The organism is Laspinema palackyanum D2c (assembly GCF_025370875.1).
GTDB lineage: Bacteria > Cyanobacteriota > Cyanobacteriia > Cyanobacteriales > Laspinemataceae > Laspinema > Laspinema palackyanum.
This window is the reverse complement of the sequence record NZ_JAMXFD010000015.1, coordinates 20,875-38,374: the sequence shown is the minus strand read 5'-3', so window position 1 is coordinate 38,374 and position 17,500 is coordinate 20,875. Positions and strand designations below refer to the sequence as shown.

General features: G+C 46.1%; 14 protein-coding genes. 7 read left to right on the top strand and 7 right to left on the bottom strand.

The annotated features are described in order from the left end of the window. Entirely contained in the window at positions 1 to 3,144 is a 3,144-nt protein-coding gene (locus NG795_RS17300) for an efflux RND transporter permease subunit (RefSeq protein ID WP_367289891.1), read from the bottom strand. A gap of 122 nt (positions 3,145 to 3,266) precedes the next feature. Between NG795_RS17300 and NG795_RS17295 the strand changes: the two genes are divergently transcribed. Together NG795_RS17295 and NG795_RS17290 are read left to right on the top strand one after the other, a co-directional pair. After that, positions 3,267 to 3,575, top strand: coding sequence for a hypothetical protein (locus NG795_RS17295; RefSeq protein WP_367289890.1), 309 nt, complete (start codon positions 3,267 to 3,269; stop codon positions 3,573 to 3,575). Beyond that, positions 3,572 to 4,018, top strand: a complete 447-nt coding sequence (locus NG795_RS17290) for a retroviral-like aspartic protease family protein (RefSeq protein ID WP_367289889.1) — start codon at positions 3,572 to 3,574, stop codon at positions 4,016 to 4,018. The genes NG795_RS17295 and NG795_RS17290 overlap by 4 nt, the downstream gene beginning before the upstream one ends. Before the next feature lie 96 nt (positions 4,019 to 4,114). Here the strand turns inward: NG795_RS17290 and NG795_RS17285 are convergent, their stop codons facing one another. From NG795_RS17285 to rppA, 3 genes are all read right to left on the bottom strand, one after another. Further along, positions 4,115 to 6,259 (bottom strand): efflux RND transporter periplasmic adaptor subunit, encoded by a 2,145-nt coding sequence (locus tag NG795_RS17285; RefSeq protein WP_367289888.1) that lies wholly within the window; start codon positions 6,257 to 6,259, stop codon positions 4,115 to 4,117. A 197-nt stretch (positions 6,260 to 6,456) separates the two neighbouring features. Continuing rightward, positions 6,457 to 7,803: a two-component system sensor histidine kinase RppB gene (rppB, locus tag NG795_RS17280; RefSeq protein WP_367289887.1), complete on the bottom strand. Its 1,347-nt coding sequence runs from the start codon at positions 7,801 to 7,803 to the stop codon at positions 6,457 to 6,459. Positions 7,804 to 7,825: 22 nt separating this feature from the next. Then, entirely contained in the window at positions 7,826 to 8,536 is a 711-nt protein-coding gene (gene rppA / locus NG795_RS17275) for a two-component system response regulator RppA (protein ID WP_367289886.1), read from the bottom strand. 366 nt (positions 8,537 to 8,902) lie between these two features. Between rppA and NG795_RS17270 the strand changes: the two genes are divergently transcribed. From NG795_RS17270 to NG795_RS17255, 4 genes are all read left to right on the top strand, one after another. Next, on the top strand, positions 8,903 to 9,232 hold the full coding sequence (locus tag NG795_RS17270; protein WP_367289885.1) for a four-helix bundle copper-binding protein: 330 nt from the start codon (positions 8,903 to 8,905) through the stop codon (positions 9,230 to 9,232). Positions 9,233 to 10,363: 1,131 nt separating this feature from the next. After that, entirely contained in the window at positions 10,364 to 10,570 is a 207-nt protein-coding gene (locus tag NG795_RS17265) for a hypothetical protein (protein ID WP_367289884.1), read from the top strand. A 204-nt stretch (positions 10,571 to 10,774) separates the two neighbouring features. Then, the gene (locus tag NG795_RS17260; RefSeq protein WP_367289883.1) at positions 10,775 to 11,062 is read left to right on the top strand and encodes an NfeD family protein; all 288 of its coding nucleotides are present in this window, start codon (positions 10,775 to 10,777) and stop codon (positions 11,060 to 11,062) included. A gap of 465 nt (positions 11,063 to 11,527) precedes the next feature. Beyond that, a complete protein-coding gene (locus tag NG795_RS17255; protein WP_367289882.1) occupies positions 11,528 to 12,376 on the top strand; it encodes a M48 family metallopeptidase in 849 nt (282 codons plus the stop codon). A gap of 106 nt (positions 12,377 to 12,482) precedes the next feature. Here the strand turns inward: NG795_RS17255 and NG795_RS17250 are convergent, their stop codons facing one another. Then, on the bottom strand, positions 12,483 to 13,520 hold the full coding sequence (locus tag NG795_RS17250) for an AI-2E family transporter (RefSeq protein ID WP_367289881.1): 1,038 nt from the start codon (positions 13,518 to 13,520) through the stop codon (positions 12,483 to 12,485). A 997-nt stretch (positions 13,521 to 14,517) separates the two neighbouring features. On the opposite strand from NG795_RS17250, the gene NG795_RS17245 reads away from it, so the two are divergent. Further along, positions 14,518 to 15,093 (top strand): sugar O-acetyltransferase, encoded by a 576-nt coding sequence (locus tag NG795_RS17245; protein ID WP_367289880.1) that lies wholly within the window; start codon positions 14,518 to 14,520, stop codon positions 15,091 to 15,093. A gap of 131 nt (positions 15,094 to 15,224) precedes the next feature. Here the strand turns inward: NG795_RS17245 and NG795_RS17240 are convergent, their stop codons facing one another. Then, entirely contained in the window at positions 15,225 to 16,205 is a 981-nt protein-coding gene (locus NG795_RS17240; protein ID WP_367289879.1) for a heme o synthase, read from the bottom strand. A gap of 74 nt (positions 16,206 to 16,279) precedes the next feature. Next, entirely contained in the window at positions 16,280 to 17,200 is a 921-nt protein-coding gene (locus tag NG795_RS17235) for a COX15/CtaA family protein (protein ID WP_367289976.1), read from the bottom strand. Positions 17,201 to 17,500: the final 300 nt, after the last annotated feature.

Below are 17,500 nucleotides of genomic sequence, written 5' to 3'. Positions count from 1 at the left end.
TTAAGAATCTGTAAGGGGTTTTACTTCATCATCAAATCTTTCCCCCCTATTCTCTATAGAAACTTTTTTCGGCTTTAACCTCCGACCAAATTGGGAATAAAGTGCCGGAATCACTAACAAGGTTAACGCGGTCGAACTAAATAATCCCCCCAAGACAACCACCGCCAAGGGTTGTAAAATCTCCTTCCCGGCCCCAGTTCCGATCGCCAAGGGTAACATCCCTAAAGCCGAAGTTAAAGCGGTCATTAAAATCGCCGTTAACCGTTCCATTGACCCCTGAAAAATTACGGATTTGAGCGGCATTCCTTCAGCGAGTTTAGAATTATAATTATCCACCAATAACAGCCCATTGCGAGTGGCAACCCCAAACAAGGTAATAAATCCCACCATCGAAGCGACAGAGAGAACGCCACCCCCCAAGGCAACGGAAAAAATGCCGCCGGTAATCGCTAAGGGCAGATTGAGCATAATCATCACCGTACTGGCTAGAGATTTAACGGCAAAATACATTAAAACCGCAATCACAATCAAGGCTAATGACCCAAAAATTAGTAAATTTTGGCTCGCTCGTTGTTCCGATTCAAATTGTCCTCCATATTGGATAAAATATCCTGCCGGAAGTTGCACCGATTCGCGAACTTTTTCCCGAATTTCATCCACGATACTACCTAAATCTCTCCCGGAAACATTGGCCGAAACCACAATCAAGCGGGAGACATTTTCCCGGTTAATGGTATTAGGACCCGTGCCATAATCAATCCGGGCGACTTGGGCGAGGGGAATTTTTGTCCCATTAGGGGTATCCACTAATAAGTTGCGAATGGTCTCTAAATTGTTGCGAAAATCTTCTTTTAACCAGACGACAAAATCGAACAATTGTTGTTGTTCTAGGACTTGGGAAACCACCCGTCCATTCAGGGCAGTTTCCAGCGTGTCTGACAAGTCACCCACGGTTAATCCATAGCGGGCAGCAGCAGGGCGATCGAAGTGAATTTGCACCTGACGGATGGGGACTTGGGGTTCGAGTTGCAAGTCTACCACCCCAGGAATATCGCGCATAATATCGCGGACTTGCGCCCCGAGAATGCGGAGTTCCGGGAGTTCAGGACCGAAGACTTTGACGGCGATCGCACTTCTCACCCCAGAGAGGACTTCATCCATTCTGTGAGAGATAAATCCGCCAATACTGGGGGCAACCCCCGGTAATTTGTCGAATTCTTCCCGTAATTTTGCGATCGCCTCTTCCCGATCTTGTATCCCTATATCACTCAACTCAATATCCAAATGTCCCAAAGTTACCCCCCCAGCATCAGAATCTCCCGGTGCTCGTCCCGATCGCAACTGTACCCAACTAAAACGCGGGTCATCTTTCAGGGCATCTTGCATCGCTAACCCCGCCCGATTTGTCATTTCTAAAGACACGCCCGGATAGAGTACCATTGCATTCACTAAAGACCGTTCCTGAAACTCCGGTAAAAACACTCGTCCCAAGGAGGGCAAGACAATCAAAGAAGCAATAAATGCAGCCGTAGCTATCCCTAAAATAAGACTGGGCCATTGAATCGAAATTCGCAATAAAGGCCGATACAGCCGTTCTGCAACCCGTGAAACCCAGGTTTCTTCCTCCGGTAAGGATTGAGAGGCTAATAAGAAGGCACATAAGGCCGGAGATAGGGTCAATGCCACAAAGGTAGAGGCGAAAATTGAGACTAAATAGGCCACTCCCATTGGGGCAAAAATTCTGCCTTCAACTCCCGTTAATGTAAAAATTGGAGCAAATACTACCCCAATAATTACCGTAGAAAATAGCACACTCACGCGGACTTCTACGGAGGTATCATAAACGACTTGAAGCGGAGGAATGGGATTCCCTGCGGCTTGGTTTTTTCGTAATCCTCGGTAGCAGTTTTCCATATCTACAATCGAGTCATCTACCACCGACCCAATGGCTACAGCCAGTCCCCCCAGGGTCATGGTATTAATGGCTTGACCGAAGAGATTCATCACCATTAATCCAATAATTAGGGATAAGGGAATGGCACTCAGGGTAATGATGGCAGTACGCCAATTCATTAAGAACAGAAACAGAATAACCGAAACGATGATAATTCCATCTCTGAGGGAATTGCGAACATTTTCAATCGAAGCATCAATAAAGTCCGATTGCCGAAAGGTGACCATTACCTTGACATCGGGGGGTAAACTCGGCTGTAGTTCTGCGATCGCCGCCTCCACTGCTTTCGTTACCGTGGGAGTATCAGCCAGGGGTTGCTTATTCACCACCACCACCACGGCAGATTGTCCATTCACACTCCCATCCCCCCGTTTCAAGGCCGCCCCAATTTTCACCTCTGCCACATCTTCTAACAAAATTGGTGTCCCATTGCGCGCAGTTACCACAGATTTTTGTAAATCTTCTATGGATTCAATCCGGCCAATTCCTCGGATAATTAATTCCCGGTCCGGACTTTGTAAAAAACCACCGGCAGCATTGGTATTCGCTGCTTCCGCTGCCTCTCTAACTTCAGTTAAAGAAATATTATAAGCCTGTAATTTTACTGGATCTGCTAAAACCTGATATTGACGAACATCGCCGCCATAGGCAATGGCTTGAGTCACCCCTCGGACGGCCAGTAACCGATTAATAATATCGCGATCGACCCATTGTCTTAACTCCATTAAGGTCGTTTCTCCCTCTCCCGTCACCGTAAAGGCATATTGAATAATTGTCCCAATTGGAGAAGACATGGGAGAAATTTGTGGCGTTTCCACCCCTTGGGGTAATTGACTGGCTGCTTGCTGCAATCTTTCGGTGACTAATTGTCGCGCTTGATACTCATCAGTCCCCCATTTAAAAATAACTTTAACGACAGATAACCCAACTCCAGAAGACGATCGCACCGTTTCCAATCCCGGAGTGCCATTAATGGCACTTTCAATGGGATAGGTGACCAAAGATTCCACCTCTTCCGGGGCCAATCCGGGGGCTTCTGTTTGAATTTCCACTTGGGGAGGAGCAAAGTTTGGGAACACATCTAAGGGCATTTGGGAAATGGTATGAATGCCCAAAATTGTGATAATTATCGCTCCAATCACGACTAACCACCGCTGGGCGATCGACCATTTTAGAATACCATTAAGCATGGATTAGGAAGGGGGGGAGTTAAGAGTTTGGCTGTAATTTCAGGGTGACATGAAAAGATGAAATCACGATGAAATTTTGCTAAAATAGGGAAATTATAACTCAACCGGGAGCAGTAACAACAATGGAAAACCCCATAAAAGCAGCAGTTAATGCCAGTGATCCGGATATCTCATCCCCGACGAATGCCAAAACAGAGGGGGGTGGGGAACTGTTAAGCATGGAAGAGATTAAACGCCGTTACCCCCAAGAGTGGGTGTTGATTGCCTACAAAAGGCTCAATCGCGATCAGTCGGTACAATCCGGGGAACTGTTAGCGCATTCCCCGGATTGTGATGAGATTGAGAATCGCCTCCTTGAATTCCGAAACCAACCTCTGGCGATCGAATATACAGGACCATTTATTCCCGATCATGCAGGGGTGATGATGTGAGTAATGATCTAGTTTATCAGTTAGAGCGCCTACCCTATCCAGGCTTAATCAACCCGAACTGGAAAGTTAATTACCTCTTGATTAGAGTCAAAGTAAGTGTTAACCGGAGAGGAGGAACCTCTGTCACAGCACCTTTATTGGTAGATTGTGGAGCAACTTTTACCTCATTATCTCCCAAGATACTTGAAACGGTCGGGTGCGATCTCTCTAATCCTATCAAGTATGTTCCCATCCTTACGGGTAGTGGCATCGAAAATAGAATTCCGGTGTTTCAAGTTCCCTGGTTGAGATATCAATACCATACAAAACCAAATTTCCCCGTCCTGGCTTTAGACCCACCGAAGCGTAGTCAGTGGAGGGGTATTCTGGGAATGGACTTCCTAGAACAGTGTCATGGGGTCATTTCTTTCGCTGAGGGGAAAATTCGCTTTGGTTCGATGTAGAGAGAGTTGAATAAACTAGACCTCACTGAACCCTTTCTTAATCGAGTATCTGGAGGTCAAGAGGGGCGTTAGTTAGCAGGGCGATCGCCGGGGAATTTACTCCTGATGATGATGATTGTTGACTAAAACGGGCAATTCACAAAATTCACCCCTAGCTGTTTCAGAAAATTCACCTTTTTCTGAGGAAAAAGTCGGATAGGGCGCGGTTGATTTATTTAGCGGTTTACTGCGCCGTCCTAACCAAAATGCCACCCCTGCGATCGCCCCTGCTAGAGGTAGCCATACCCACTGCATGAACCCTGCCGCATTCACCTGGTTTCCCTCGGTTTCTTCCGGGTGTTCATTGCTGCTATGACTGCCACCTCGGAGGGATTGGGCGTAGAGTTGCATCGCCCCTTCGGTAACAATGCGATCGCCTGCAAATAATCCCCCTTTGACCTCAATTCGCTCTCCAAATTGTGGTCCAAGTTTCACCTCAACCGCCTGAAATTGCTGCCCATTTTGGACATAAACCACCGGCAAATTATTAACCTCTACAATGGCACTTTCGGGAATACTGGTCACCCCTTCGCTGGTTCTATCCGTAGCAATTTCTAACTCAGCAAACATCCCCGGTTTTAATTCTCCTCCGACATTATCGACTTCTGCCCTCACGGGAATCACTCGGGTTTCTCCTTGGACATCGGGGGCAATATAATTAATTCTGCCGGTAAAAATGCGATTGGGAAAACTCGCTACTTTGATATTGACTTTTTGGCCGATTTTGACTTGTTGTAAATCTTTTTCATACAAATTTGCTATGGCACCCACTCGCACCTGATTTTGAATTTTCATTAAAGTCGTTCCGGCTGCATCTACCGATTGACCCGGGGTGATATCTCGGTGCGCGACTACGCCAGTAATCGGAGAATTTATCGTCACGGTTCCCTGTTCATCCGGGGTAATATTTAACTGCTTTAACCGAGTTTGATAGGTGCGATCGCTTAAATTTAATTGAGATTTTGCCCCTTGTAATTCGGCATCAGCGCGTTTTAATTCGGCTTCTGCTGCAATCACCCCTTGGCGACTTCTCGCCCGAGTCAGTTGCCCTTTGGCTTGAGCTAATAAATCTTCCGATTCCCGCAAATCTCTTAACGGTAAATCTACTTCAGCCCGTTTCACCTCGGCTTGGGCTTCCAGTTGTCCTAAGCGGCTTTGAGCGCGGGCTAATTCACTTTGCGATCGCGCTAATAATTCTTCTGATTCCCGCAAGTCTCTTAACGGTAAATCAATTTCGGCCCGTTTCACTTCAGATTCCGCTTGTAGTTGCCCTAACCGACTTTGTGCGCGTTTCACGGCGGCTTTTGCTGCTGCAAACTGGGCTTCAGAATCCAGCATTTGACGGCGCGGAATTGCCCCTTGTTCGACTAATTCCTGATCCCGTTCAAAGCGTTCCTGAGCAACGACTAATTCCGTTTCGGCTTGGGAAATTTCGGCTTCTGCCAGTTCCATTTGACGCTGATAGTTTTCTCGGGCAACGGATAGCACTCCGCCTTCCTCGACTAACTGCCGATCGCGTTCATAGCGAGACTGAGCAATTTCTACTTGTTTCTGCGCTGCGGCAATTTCTGATTCCGCTAATTCCACTTGGCGGCGATACCCTTCTTCGGCGGCGGTTAATACCCCTCGTTCCTCGACCAAATTCCGGTCCCGTTCATAGCGAGATTGAGCCGTTGCCACTTGCTGTTCCGCTTGGGCAATTTCTGCATCAGCAATGGTCACTTGCCGTTGATAATTTTGTTGAGCTAATTGCCAATTTGCCTCAGATTGCTTGAAATTAGATTCGGCTTCTGCCTGTTTTTGGAGTGCATCGACTCGCAAGGCTGCTAATTCTGGGCTGGACAAAATTGCCACAGCATCTCCCTCTTGAACTGCATCTCCTGGTTCCACTAATAATTGAATAATTTTACCGGCGATCGGTGCAGTTACCTCGACGGTTTCATTGGGTAATGTTTCAATTTGTCCCGTGACTTTGATTCCCGCTTCCATCACCGCTTGTTGCACGGGTTCAACGATAATTCCCATGCGTTCAAGGGTTTGAGAATCAACTTCAATTCCCCCCGTCGGTGCGTGACTGGCATCCCCACCCCCTTCAAACTCATTTCCATGTCCAGGATGCGCTAAAACTGCCGCAGGCGTCATCACGAGCAGGATAGCAGCCAGTAAGGTCGGGGTTAGGTTAGAGTAATTAGGCGATCGCATGATTAGTCTGGATCTCGTAAGGGTGAATCAAACCTCACCGCCGAGTTTGACATGGGAAAATGAAATAAGGATGAAATTGAATTTAATTTTAGGGCGTCGGTACAAGAAAGGTTAGAAACCCGGGTTCTTTCAATAATTCTCGGCAACGGTAGCAACTCTTCTGGTCAAGAAACCAGGTTTTTTGTCCCGGGTTACGGCTATACTGATTCTAAAATGGGCAGTCGCACGGTAAATAAACTCCCTTGACTTAATTCGCTTTGCACCTGGATATTGCCGTGATGGGTTTTGGCGATCGCCTTAGCAATAGCGAGTCCCAAACCCGAACCTCCTGTATGGCGGGCGCGGTCACTATTAACCCGATAAAAACGGTCAAAAATTCGGGTTAAATCTTGAGGATGAATTCCAATTCCTGTATCTTTGACTTGAATAATCGCATGGCGATCGCTGGCATCTAAAATTAGAGTAACTTCACCTCCTGCCGGAGTATAATGAATGCCGTTACTGACTAAATTAAACAGGAGTCGATAGAGTTCTTCTTCATTCCCTTTCACCCAAACTGCTTGCTGGACTCGAACCTCGGTAGTGAGCTTGACTTCCGAGGCGATCGCCAAGGCTGCGATTTCTTCTTCCACATCGCTAATCACATCCTTGAGACAGCAAGGAGAGGATTTCACGGGCCGTTCTTGTTGGTCCATTCGGGATAATAATAACAAATCATTCACGATTTGAGAGAGGCGCAAATTTTGGCGATCAACGGTTTTTAAGGTGTCCATAATGTCCTCAAAATTAGGGCTGTCCACTCTTAAATTTGATTCGACCGTGGCTCGAATTGCTGCTAAGGGCGTTCGCAATTCATGGGCCGCATCGGCGGTAAATTGTTGTATTTGATGATAAGACTGATAAATCGGCTGCATGGCAACTCCCGCCAATCCCCAACTGGCAGCGCCCACCCCTAACAAAGCAATGGGCAATCCGATTAACATCATCACTTTAACTGCCCCTAAATAGTCATCAAATTCTTTCAAACTTCTCCCAACTTGCAGACTGCCCCAATCTCCGCCATCTTCCGTATGTAAGACTACAGAAATTTGATGAAATCGAGTCCCTTGGCTATCAGTGAGGGTGTGCCATGTTTCTGCACTTTCTATCTCGGGTAATCCATCGGAACTGACTCCGGCTACGGCGATTAAATTGCCGGTTAAATCCAGTAATCGGACGTAATAATACCCTTGATGAAGCGCCCCGATCGCGTGTCGTTCGGGATTAAATTTTCTATTCCAACACTGCTCATTTTGAGTGCATAAATCCGGCAATAATCGGCCCACTTCTGGTTCTAATTGTGCCGGTTCTTGCAATACAGGTTCCAAACTATCATGGAGAGTTCCCGCAACGGATTCTAATTCGCGATCAAGGGTCATCCAATGGGCATGGGCGATCGCCTCATACATTCCCCACCCACATAATCCCAAAATCACCCCCATGACTCCAGCATACCAACAAGTCAGTTGTAAGCGAGTTTGTCGAAAAAGTTGATTGTGATTCATGCTGTTTTACTCCCCGGTTGGTTTATTCTTCAGTTTTGAAGCGATATCCCAATCCATAAACCGTTTCTATGAGGCGATCGTAACCCTGTTCGGCGAGTTTGCGACGCAGCAGGCGCATTTGGGCAGCGACTACATTGCTTCCGGGTTCTGACCCCAATTCCCACAGCCGATCCAAGATGCGATCGCGGGTAATAATTTGCTGGGGATGACGCATCAAATATTCTAATAACTGAAACTCTTTATTGGTCATTGCAATAGCCACAGATTCCCCGGTTTCCTGATTACAATAGAGGGTACGAGTCCCATAATCGAGAGTCAGATTTCCCACCTGTATCTGCTGGGGTTGCAATTGAGGCGATCGCCGCTGTAATGCCCTCAATCTTGCCAATAATTCCGCCATCCCAAAGGGTTTAACTAAATAATCATCCGCCCCGGCATCTAACCCAGCCACTTTATCTTCCATGCTATCTTTTGCGGTCAGCATTAGCACAGGTAAAGCACTGCCCGAAGCCCGCAGGCGCTTACACAATTCTATCCCCGATAATGCCGGTAACAACCAATCAAATATCGCCAGGGTATAGGGTGTTTCTACGGGTTGCAAGCGATAACTCTCAATATACTCATAACCCTCGGTGCCATCCTTGGCCCAGTCTACCACATAAGCTTCCCGCTCTAGGGTCCGTTTAATCGCTGCCCCTAAATCGGGTTCATCTTCTACTAAGAGTACCTTCATATTTACCAACCCTTATCTCTCCCTGTCCATGATACTATAAAGCAGGAAATTCCCGTTCTGCAAGGCTTATTTTTCATTTTTCTTGGCCTAACCATTGATAGATAACCGCCTTCTAGTTTTTAAAAAATAAGTTTTTATTTTAATTTTTATCAACAAATACAAGTTAAAACATCTAATTTTTATTTTGGTTTTGCCGGATAAAAACAACAATATTTGAGATTATCATATAAAAATGAAACTGAAATGAAATTCCCCTCCTGCAAAAGAAATACAATGTACTTCACACTTTAGATAGATGATCAGGCCATCCTGCAACGATTAATGTAGAGGCTAGAACTTCATCGGAAACAAAGGAGGAAAATTTTCATGCCTCATCAAATTAATCAATCCACTATAGATGCGATCGTTAATTGTGCTATTCAGTGCGAGCATTGTGCCGACGAATGTATTGGCGATATGCCTGATTGCGCGCGCTTATGCCGAGATTGCTCTCAAATGTGCTGGACCCTTGCCGGTTTTATGAGTCGAGGTTCTAACTTCGTTGAACAAGTCTCTCGCGCCTGCATCGATATCTGCGAAGCTTGTGCGAAAGAATGTGCAAGCCATGACGACGCACATTGTAAAAAGTGTGCCGAAGCCTGTCGTCAGTCCCTGGAACTACTCAAGAAGATTTCCAGCGTTGCCGCCGGTCGATAATAGCCCTCTCTTTATAATAATCCAAAATACACAGCAAGACAGATTTACGCAGACCTTGCTGTGTATTTTGGATGGGTTTTCCATTTGGCTTCCCGACACTCACTCCCCTTCACTGTGCCATTCCTTGGAAAACCCTAATCTTTGAGCGATTCCTCACTATTCTAGGGGAGTAGAGGCCAGAAAAAACCCTGGTTGTTTATACTTAATTTGAAAAGTTTTATAAGGAGTTAGACAGACTGCACTTTTCCCTCTCCACTCCGATTCCGACATCAGGGGAGGAGGCACGGGACTACCAATTTAGATTATAACCCAAGATGTCCAAAAAATCATCAAAACCCTGAAACGATTGCTCTGTATAGAAACTTACTCTGGAAGAAAATTTCGTCCGTAATCAATCTTATCTTGAGAATCTTTTATAGAAACTACAAGAAATTCCAATTACTGCAAGTGCTCAAATTTCGTCGTTTCACCTAAGCTAGGGTTTATAATTAAGCTCACTATCTCATCAGCCTTAGTCAGGAGAGTTTTATGGTGCTATCAAACTGGTTTGAATTTATGCTTTTGACCTTATTTAACGTAACATTTTGTGTATTATTACCTAGAGTGATAACGTTAAATTGGTCCCAGATTTTCAGTCAACTTAAGGGGCAAAGTAAGCGACTTCCCCACATGACCGGGGAAGATGTTTCTAATGCGGGATTAGTCTCGTCATTAAAAACATCTTCCCTGCACAATCAGGTGCAGTGATGGTAGTCTGATGAAAATGGGAAAATAGGGAACGCTTCAGGTTATTTTATACTCTGTTATTCGGGGACTGATTTGACCAACGGGTTCCCATCCGGTCGAATCGATTCGGTTTCATGCCATGCTCTGTACCGTCAACGCCTCATCCATTCTAGGATTTAAACCCTGAAGCCATCCCCTAAACCGGGGCGGATTCTATCGAAAAAATCGTTAAATTTTAGTCGGTGAACGAGAGGATTTTTAGACCGCAAATTTGGAAAATTAGCATAAAATATGGAATAGGGGAATTTTTCACCCAAGCGTTCGATTTCCATTGAGCGCTCTATTCTCCTGGAATGAACCCAACAGGTGCAGTGCGATCGCCGATGACCCAAACTAGGAGGTATTATGGACGACAAGAAGCTACAGTCAGAACCTCTACGACGGTTTATCTCCCCTGAACAGTTGGGTTTGCTGGCATTTGTGGTGTTATTTTGGTCCATCGTCCTTCATTACACCCTGGATCGATTTTGGCAGACTCGGGATGATTGTCCCGTGATTGTTCAGCAGTCCGGCGCAGCGGCCCGTAATATTGAAGGATGTGTCGAGGAGTAAGAGTGCGATCGCCTTCTGTGCAATGTGGCAGTTGGGGAAATGCACAAGTCCCTCTCCAAGAGTTGACTCGGATTTGGGATTAAACCGGATGCGATCGCCCCAAAACATCCGGATCCAGCAACCAATTCCGGGAGTGACACCAGAGCATTCCCAAAAAATTAGCAAGCCTTTTAGGGTGGGATTGTCGCGTTCAACTGAGATCCCATGTTCCGTTTTTTAAACAGCCTGTTTGCTCCCGATCCCTCCCTACTCAAAGAATATCGAGACCCCAACTTAAAATATACTCTCGGCAAACCGGGAGAAATTGGCATTGTGGATGAGATCATTCGAGGCCCCTATATCACTGGGAGAGTCCATTTTAGAGGTAGTTATTGGCCCGCGCGGTGCGATCGCGAAATTGTCATCGGACCCGGAGAACCTGTTCGCATTGTCGGCATTCACTGTATTACCTTATTAGTCCAACCTGTGGGAGTTTTTGAAGAGACTTGTTAATCTTGCGGCGATCGCAATTTTGGCTACCCCTCTCCTCTGTGAGTAACCAGGTTTGGGCCTCTTCCAAGTCACCGTCCTCTTGATCGGATCCCTACCGTTGAGTTCTACAAACCCCCGAGGAGGATTCTGAGGGATTGTCAATGGCAACTTGCTACTGTACAGATTCGTCAATGGATGAGGAGGGAGGCGATCGCTTATGCTGAAATTAGACTGAATCAACCGGCTGTAAATAGTCCAGAAGTCCTGAAAATATCAGGGTCTTTGGTTGAGTCTTAAAAGATCCCACAGAGGACTTACGCCGAATCTTTTAAGATGGAACCCCATCTGTAGATAGAGCAGTATATGAATTGCCCCTATGATTAGACGAGGGGATATCTCAGTTTTCGGAGCATTGAGATCGCGGTTAAAAGACCTGACCTCAATTAAATATCAGTCCTATTTGTTCAATCAATTCTCACATTTATTATGTTCAACCCTTACGCTTGGATGTTTCATCGAGTTCATCGTCGCTGGATTTACCCGCTCATTTCTGGGATTATGGCGATCGCCTTAGTCGTCAGTTCATCCTATCCGAGTTCGGCATTTAGCGCCCGGAGGTTAATTGGGCCCGGACTTGAGGTGCTCCAGCTAAGTACCATGTCCGATGCCCAGGAAGTTGCCCTCGGTCAACAAATCAACCAACAAATTCTCAGTAGTCAATTTAGGCGATACGGAAATACTCAAATTAATAACTATGTTCGGGAGGTAGGCGATCGGTTAGTGGCTCAAAGCGATCGGCCCAATCTTCCCTACACCTTTCAAGTGGTTCAGGATGACAGCATTAATGCTTTTGCCACAATGGGCGGTTTTGTTTATGTTACCACAGGGCTCCTCCAAGCTATGGATAATGAAGCTCAATTAGCTGGGGTAATGGGTCATGAAATTGGCCACATTGTCCACAAACATTCCATTCGGCAAATGCGCGAGTTAATCATTGCCCGAGGGTTAGCCGGTGCTGCTGGTATAGATAGCAATATTGCGGTACAAATTGGGGTAGAATTAGCCCTGCGTCGGCCCCGGAGTCGCCAACATGAATATGAGGCCGATCGCGGGGCCTTAGCCATTCTCATGAACACAGGTTACGCCCCTGGGGGTCTGGTTCAATTTTTTGAAAAACTCCTCGGCAAACCCTCTCCACCGACCTTTTTAAGTACCCACCCGGCCAGTAGCGATCGGATTGCGGCACTCGAACAAATGATTCCTGCGGGTCAGGCTAATCAAGGAATGGGTTTAGATGGAGCCACCTATCGAGAAAGAATCCGTCCCTTGCTATAAGCACTCAATTGTTGCTTATTAAATTGTATTTAACCGGGCTATAAAGCTCGGTTATTTTTTAAATTCCGATAGAAATTCTTGTCGGTAATTATTTTAAACTTTTAATTTATTGGTCTCCCTTCATTTCATCAATCTCTCCCAAATTAATTAATACTCCACTAATAGGAATCGCCAAAAATATTCCCATTAAACCCGCAATTTTTGCCCCAATTAATAAAGCTAAAAACATAATAACTGGGTTGACGTTAATAGAATCTTTCATGATTCGTGGCATCAATAGATTTTCTTCAACCTGCTGAAGTAAAATACAAGTCACCAATACCTTGAGACTGATCCAAATACCTTGGGGTAATAAAATTAGAGAAATTAAACTAATTCCTAAAGTCGCACCAATTCCGGGAATTAAATCAAAAAGTCCTCCGACTGCGGCCAACATTAAAGCATAAGGAATATCAAGGATGACAAACACCACAAAACAAGACACTGCAAAAAATACCGATAAGATTAACCGGCCCCAAAAAAATCCCAGAAAATTTTTCTGAATAGAGCGGGTAACGTCCGTTCGCAAATGAGAGGGAAAGAGTTTTAGAAATAAGTTCCAAATTTGTTTACCATCTAAAAGCATGAAAAATGCAACCACTGCTATTAAAATTAAATCTATCAAGTTAGCTAATATTTTTTGAACCGTCATTAAACCTACCCCAATTCCCGCCAAGGCTTCCTCTCGCAGACGGTCTTCAATGGCTGTTAAATCTAATGCTAAATTCCGTCGAGCTAATACCTCTTGAATATAGTCTAATAAATCCAAAACACCCTGGAGAATTTCAGGAGATTGTTCCAGTAATTGTTGACCTTGGGATAAGACAGCTACCCCTAGGGTAATAGTCAGTCCCCCAAATATGAGGAGACTGGATAAAAAAACTATAATCACTGCAATATTATGAGGAACCCATCGCTGAATCCATTTCACGGGATAATTCAGCAAAAACGCTAAAATAGCCGCAAAAATAAAAATTACGATCACGGTTTGAAAGTACCCTAATACTTGAATAATTGCCCAGCCTAAAGTTAATAAGAGCAAATAGCGTAAAAGTTTATAATTATTGATTCGCGACCAAATGTTTCGCCTAGAGGGTTTGCTCATTGCTGTTTTTTATGTGACAAATTTAAGAGTTACGAAAGTCGAAAGGGTGACCGACTGGCTAGTTGTAATTTAGGAACCTAAAGATACTCAATCTTACAGGTCTAAGATTATTCTTAACCTGATTTGTATTTTCGACTGATTAATAGATATTTTCACAAACCCCCTTTAAATATAAAGCCCCCTAGTTTTTCTAAGCTTCCGAAAAATTGACAAAATTGGGAATAACTGCACCAGGTCTATGCCGGAAGTATAGGAGAGTTGGTTCATGCTTCATTTGGCTTGAGATTATGATTTTCCGATTATTTTATCATAAATTTGCCGAATCCATTCTTGTAAAATTACTCTAGGGTAAAAGTGCCGGATTTTCTAAGACTAGAGGAAGAGGGGCAATCCGCGATCGCATTGGAAAGCGCATCACTACGAGGACTGCATCCGAGGCAATGGAACAAGAATTACCTCTTTAGAGGGATGTAACCGGATAGGAACCGTTAATTCCATCAACTCCCGGTGATGTTGATAGGCGGCGATCGCTAATGCCGGGAAATCTGGTTGAGATCGGATTCATCAACCTGTTATGATTACAGACCCCGTTAACTCCCCAGATGATTTTGAAAATCTCCCTGCCTTTCCGTTCAAAACCGCTGTAAAACTGCCACGGGATCAGAGTTGGGAAATCCGAGAATCCCCAGAGATCAACAGAAAAATTTTTCACACCCGATCGCCAAGTTGAGCGGGCGCTGACTCAGGGAGATCGTCTACAATCAGTCAACTTACCCTGATTGGATTACTATCCAAAATTATAAGCCTTGGGAAATTGAACCCTGATGCGATCGCCTGATATCACCCCATGCCATTGGTGAGCATCTTAAGAAAATATTGCATAATTGTCATGTACCTGAGCAGGCTATCCTTTTTGAAGACAAAGATACTGACTCATTGTAGTCGGGTGATTACTTCCGCGAGTGCGATCGCCTCCTTGAGATAACGTAAATAACCCATGAATCAATCGAACGCCGAGAAATCGATGCGCCAAAGAATGCTCGCAGGAGAGCTTTATCTGGCAACCGATCCAGAACTTGTAGAGTTGCTGGTGCGATCGCAGCGCATCTTACATACTTTCAATCTCTCCGTTCCGGATGCCACCACAGCACGACAATCTCTCATCCAAGAACTGTTTGGGGAAATTGGACCCGGTTCTGAAGTGAAACCTCCGTTTCGATGCGACTACGGTTTTAATATTTTGGCAGGGGAGCGTCTGTTTATCAACTATGATTGCGTCATTCTCGACTGCAATACAGTCCGACTGGGCGATCGCGTCCTGATTGGACCCAAGGTGCAAATCTACACCGCCACTCATCCACTCAATCCCACGGATCGCACAGACGGATGGGAGTCGGCATTGCCGGTGGAAATCGGTAGCGATGTTTGGATTGGCGGAGGTGCGATTATCTGCCCGGGGGTTACCATTGGAGAGGGCTCTACCATTGGCGCAGGGAGTGTGGTGACGCGAAATCTCCCCCCGAGGGTCGTTGCTGCGGGAAACCCCTGTCGAGTGATTCGTACCCTCGATTGAAAACCAGAGGGGGTATCATTCCCTCAAAATTTCCCCCAAAAATTAGGGGTAGGCAATTGGCCCACCCCATCCCACAATTTCTGTGGTTTACTAACCCATTTGGGTTAGTTTTATTGGCGATTAACTACTCATTACATCACGCCAGTTGCACTGATTAACACCTGGACATTTTGACCGATCGCCGTGGTCATCTGATGAGTCACGGGCAAACTATCCACCACCATTCCCGCAGATAATAACATCAGATATAAAATCGAGTATTTAAACAGCGATCGCGCTTTGTCTCGGTCTGTGGGGGCTTGCAACAGTTCCCAGGCTTTCTTGGCAAAAATTGCCCCTAAAAACACCGCCAAGGCTGCATAGACAATTCCACTGGTATGCAAGGGATAAGTCAGCCCGAGGGTTAATGGCAAAAGCAATAAAGTATAATACCAGATTTGACGGGCGGTTTCTTCATCTCCCTTAATCACCGGCAACATGGGGACATTGACGGCGGCATAGTCATCGCGAATCATCATGGCTAATGCCCAGAAGTGGGGCGGTGTCCAGAGAAAAATGATGGCGAACATTATCCAAGGTGCCCAACTGAGGTCGCCGGTAACTGCCGCCCAACCGACTAGCGGGGGAATCGCCCCGGCAGCGCCTCCGATGACGATATTTTGGGTGCTGTGACGCTTGAGGAGATGGGTATAGATAGCGACGTAGAAGACGATTCCCGACATCGCCAAAAGTGCGGCGAGTAAGTTCGCAAAGACGGTGAGGAGGGTAAAGGAAGTGACTGCTAAGGCGATCGCAAAAATTAGCGCATCCCGAGGTTGCACCCGACCCGAGGGTAAGGGGCGATGACGAGTGCGTTCCATGATGTAATCGATATCGCGATCGTACAAACAGTTAATTGTATTCGCGGAAGCGGCAGCTAAAGCCCCGCCCGCCATTGTCACTAACACTAACAGGGGATCAACTTCTCCCTTAGCCGCGACCCAGAGACCGGATGCCGTGGTAATCAGCAGCAACAGAATAATTCGAGGTTTGGTTAACTGGTAGTAACTTTTTAGCACTTGCAACAGAGTTTCATGATGCCGTTGTGTACCAGTTGCGATGATTTCTTGCATGATAAATGTTTTGTTTCCTTTCAGCAGTCAAGAGGCTGGGCTATTGCATCGAAATACAGTTGACGATGGAAATTTCAAACCCGAACGCTTCCGGCGCGATCGCGCAGTGCTAATACTGTAAACGCCACCAAGGTTCCGAGTAAGGCTGCACCCGTGGCTTGGTGAGACACTGTGAGCAGTTCCACTTGCAGATGTTCATAAAAGGTAGCAATCCCTAATCCAATTTGCAAGAGCAACAAAATACCGGCCCATCTTGCGAGTTGTCGTAATTTAGGATGCAAAGCCGGAGTTCGGAATGCCAGAACCACTAAAGCGAGAATCGTGACAGTCGGGGGAACAACCCCCAGAATGTGACTGTTCATCACAGTGCATAGCTGATTGTAGCCGAAACATTGGTGAAGCGCCCATTGGGAACCGACTAATCCGCCGAGTAAACTTTGGACGTAGACAAAAATGGCTCCGAACAGACCAATCCAAGGTAATTTACCCACACTGCCAGTCCCTTGATAGGGTAACAGTGCCATGCCGATAATTAACAGGGTGGTGAAAAATAAGAGGGCAGTTCCCAGGTGAGCGGTTACAATGTCAAATCGCAGCAGTTCGGTGACGGTGAGTGCGCCTAAGACGGCTTGAAAAACGATTAAACCCAATGCGCCGGTGGAGGCAAAGGGTAGCCAACCGGGGAGTTCGCGTCGGTCCCACCAGGATAAACCGGCTAAGGCGATCGCGCTGATGCCGATTAATCCCGCATCTAAGCGGTGAAACCATTCCAAGAACACCTGAAGATTCATCTGCTGGGTGGGGACTAACTGACCATAACAAAGCGGCCAGTCCGGACAAGCCAGACCCGCATTCATCACCCTTGTTGCACTGCCGACTGCCATTAATAGCAGGGTCGCGATCGCAATTTTCCAGACCAAGCGACGAATCCGATCCCGAGGGGGGGAGTCAGTGGGTGCGATCGCCGGATGCCGATCAACGACTGAGTTCGCCATCATTGCTACTCCTTCGCGTCATTTTCGTTCCTTATGTTAAAGTAACACTGAGTAATTATTCTGATGTAGTTTATCCTTTCCCCCAAATCAAACAACCCCAGTCTTTTTCTACAGTAGCGAGTCAGAAGCGAGAGCGACAAGCCTTTTCCCTAATTTTCCCTCCCGGAAAAATTGCCCGGATTTCCTGACAATCTCTCCCCAAAAGTTAACCTTTCTTCACAAATCCCCGTTCGTAGTGACGGTTTCAACCGTCATCCCTCCCCGTTCGTAGTGACGGTTTCAACCGTCATCCAAGTTCTT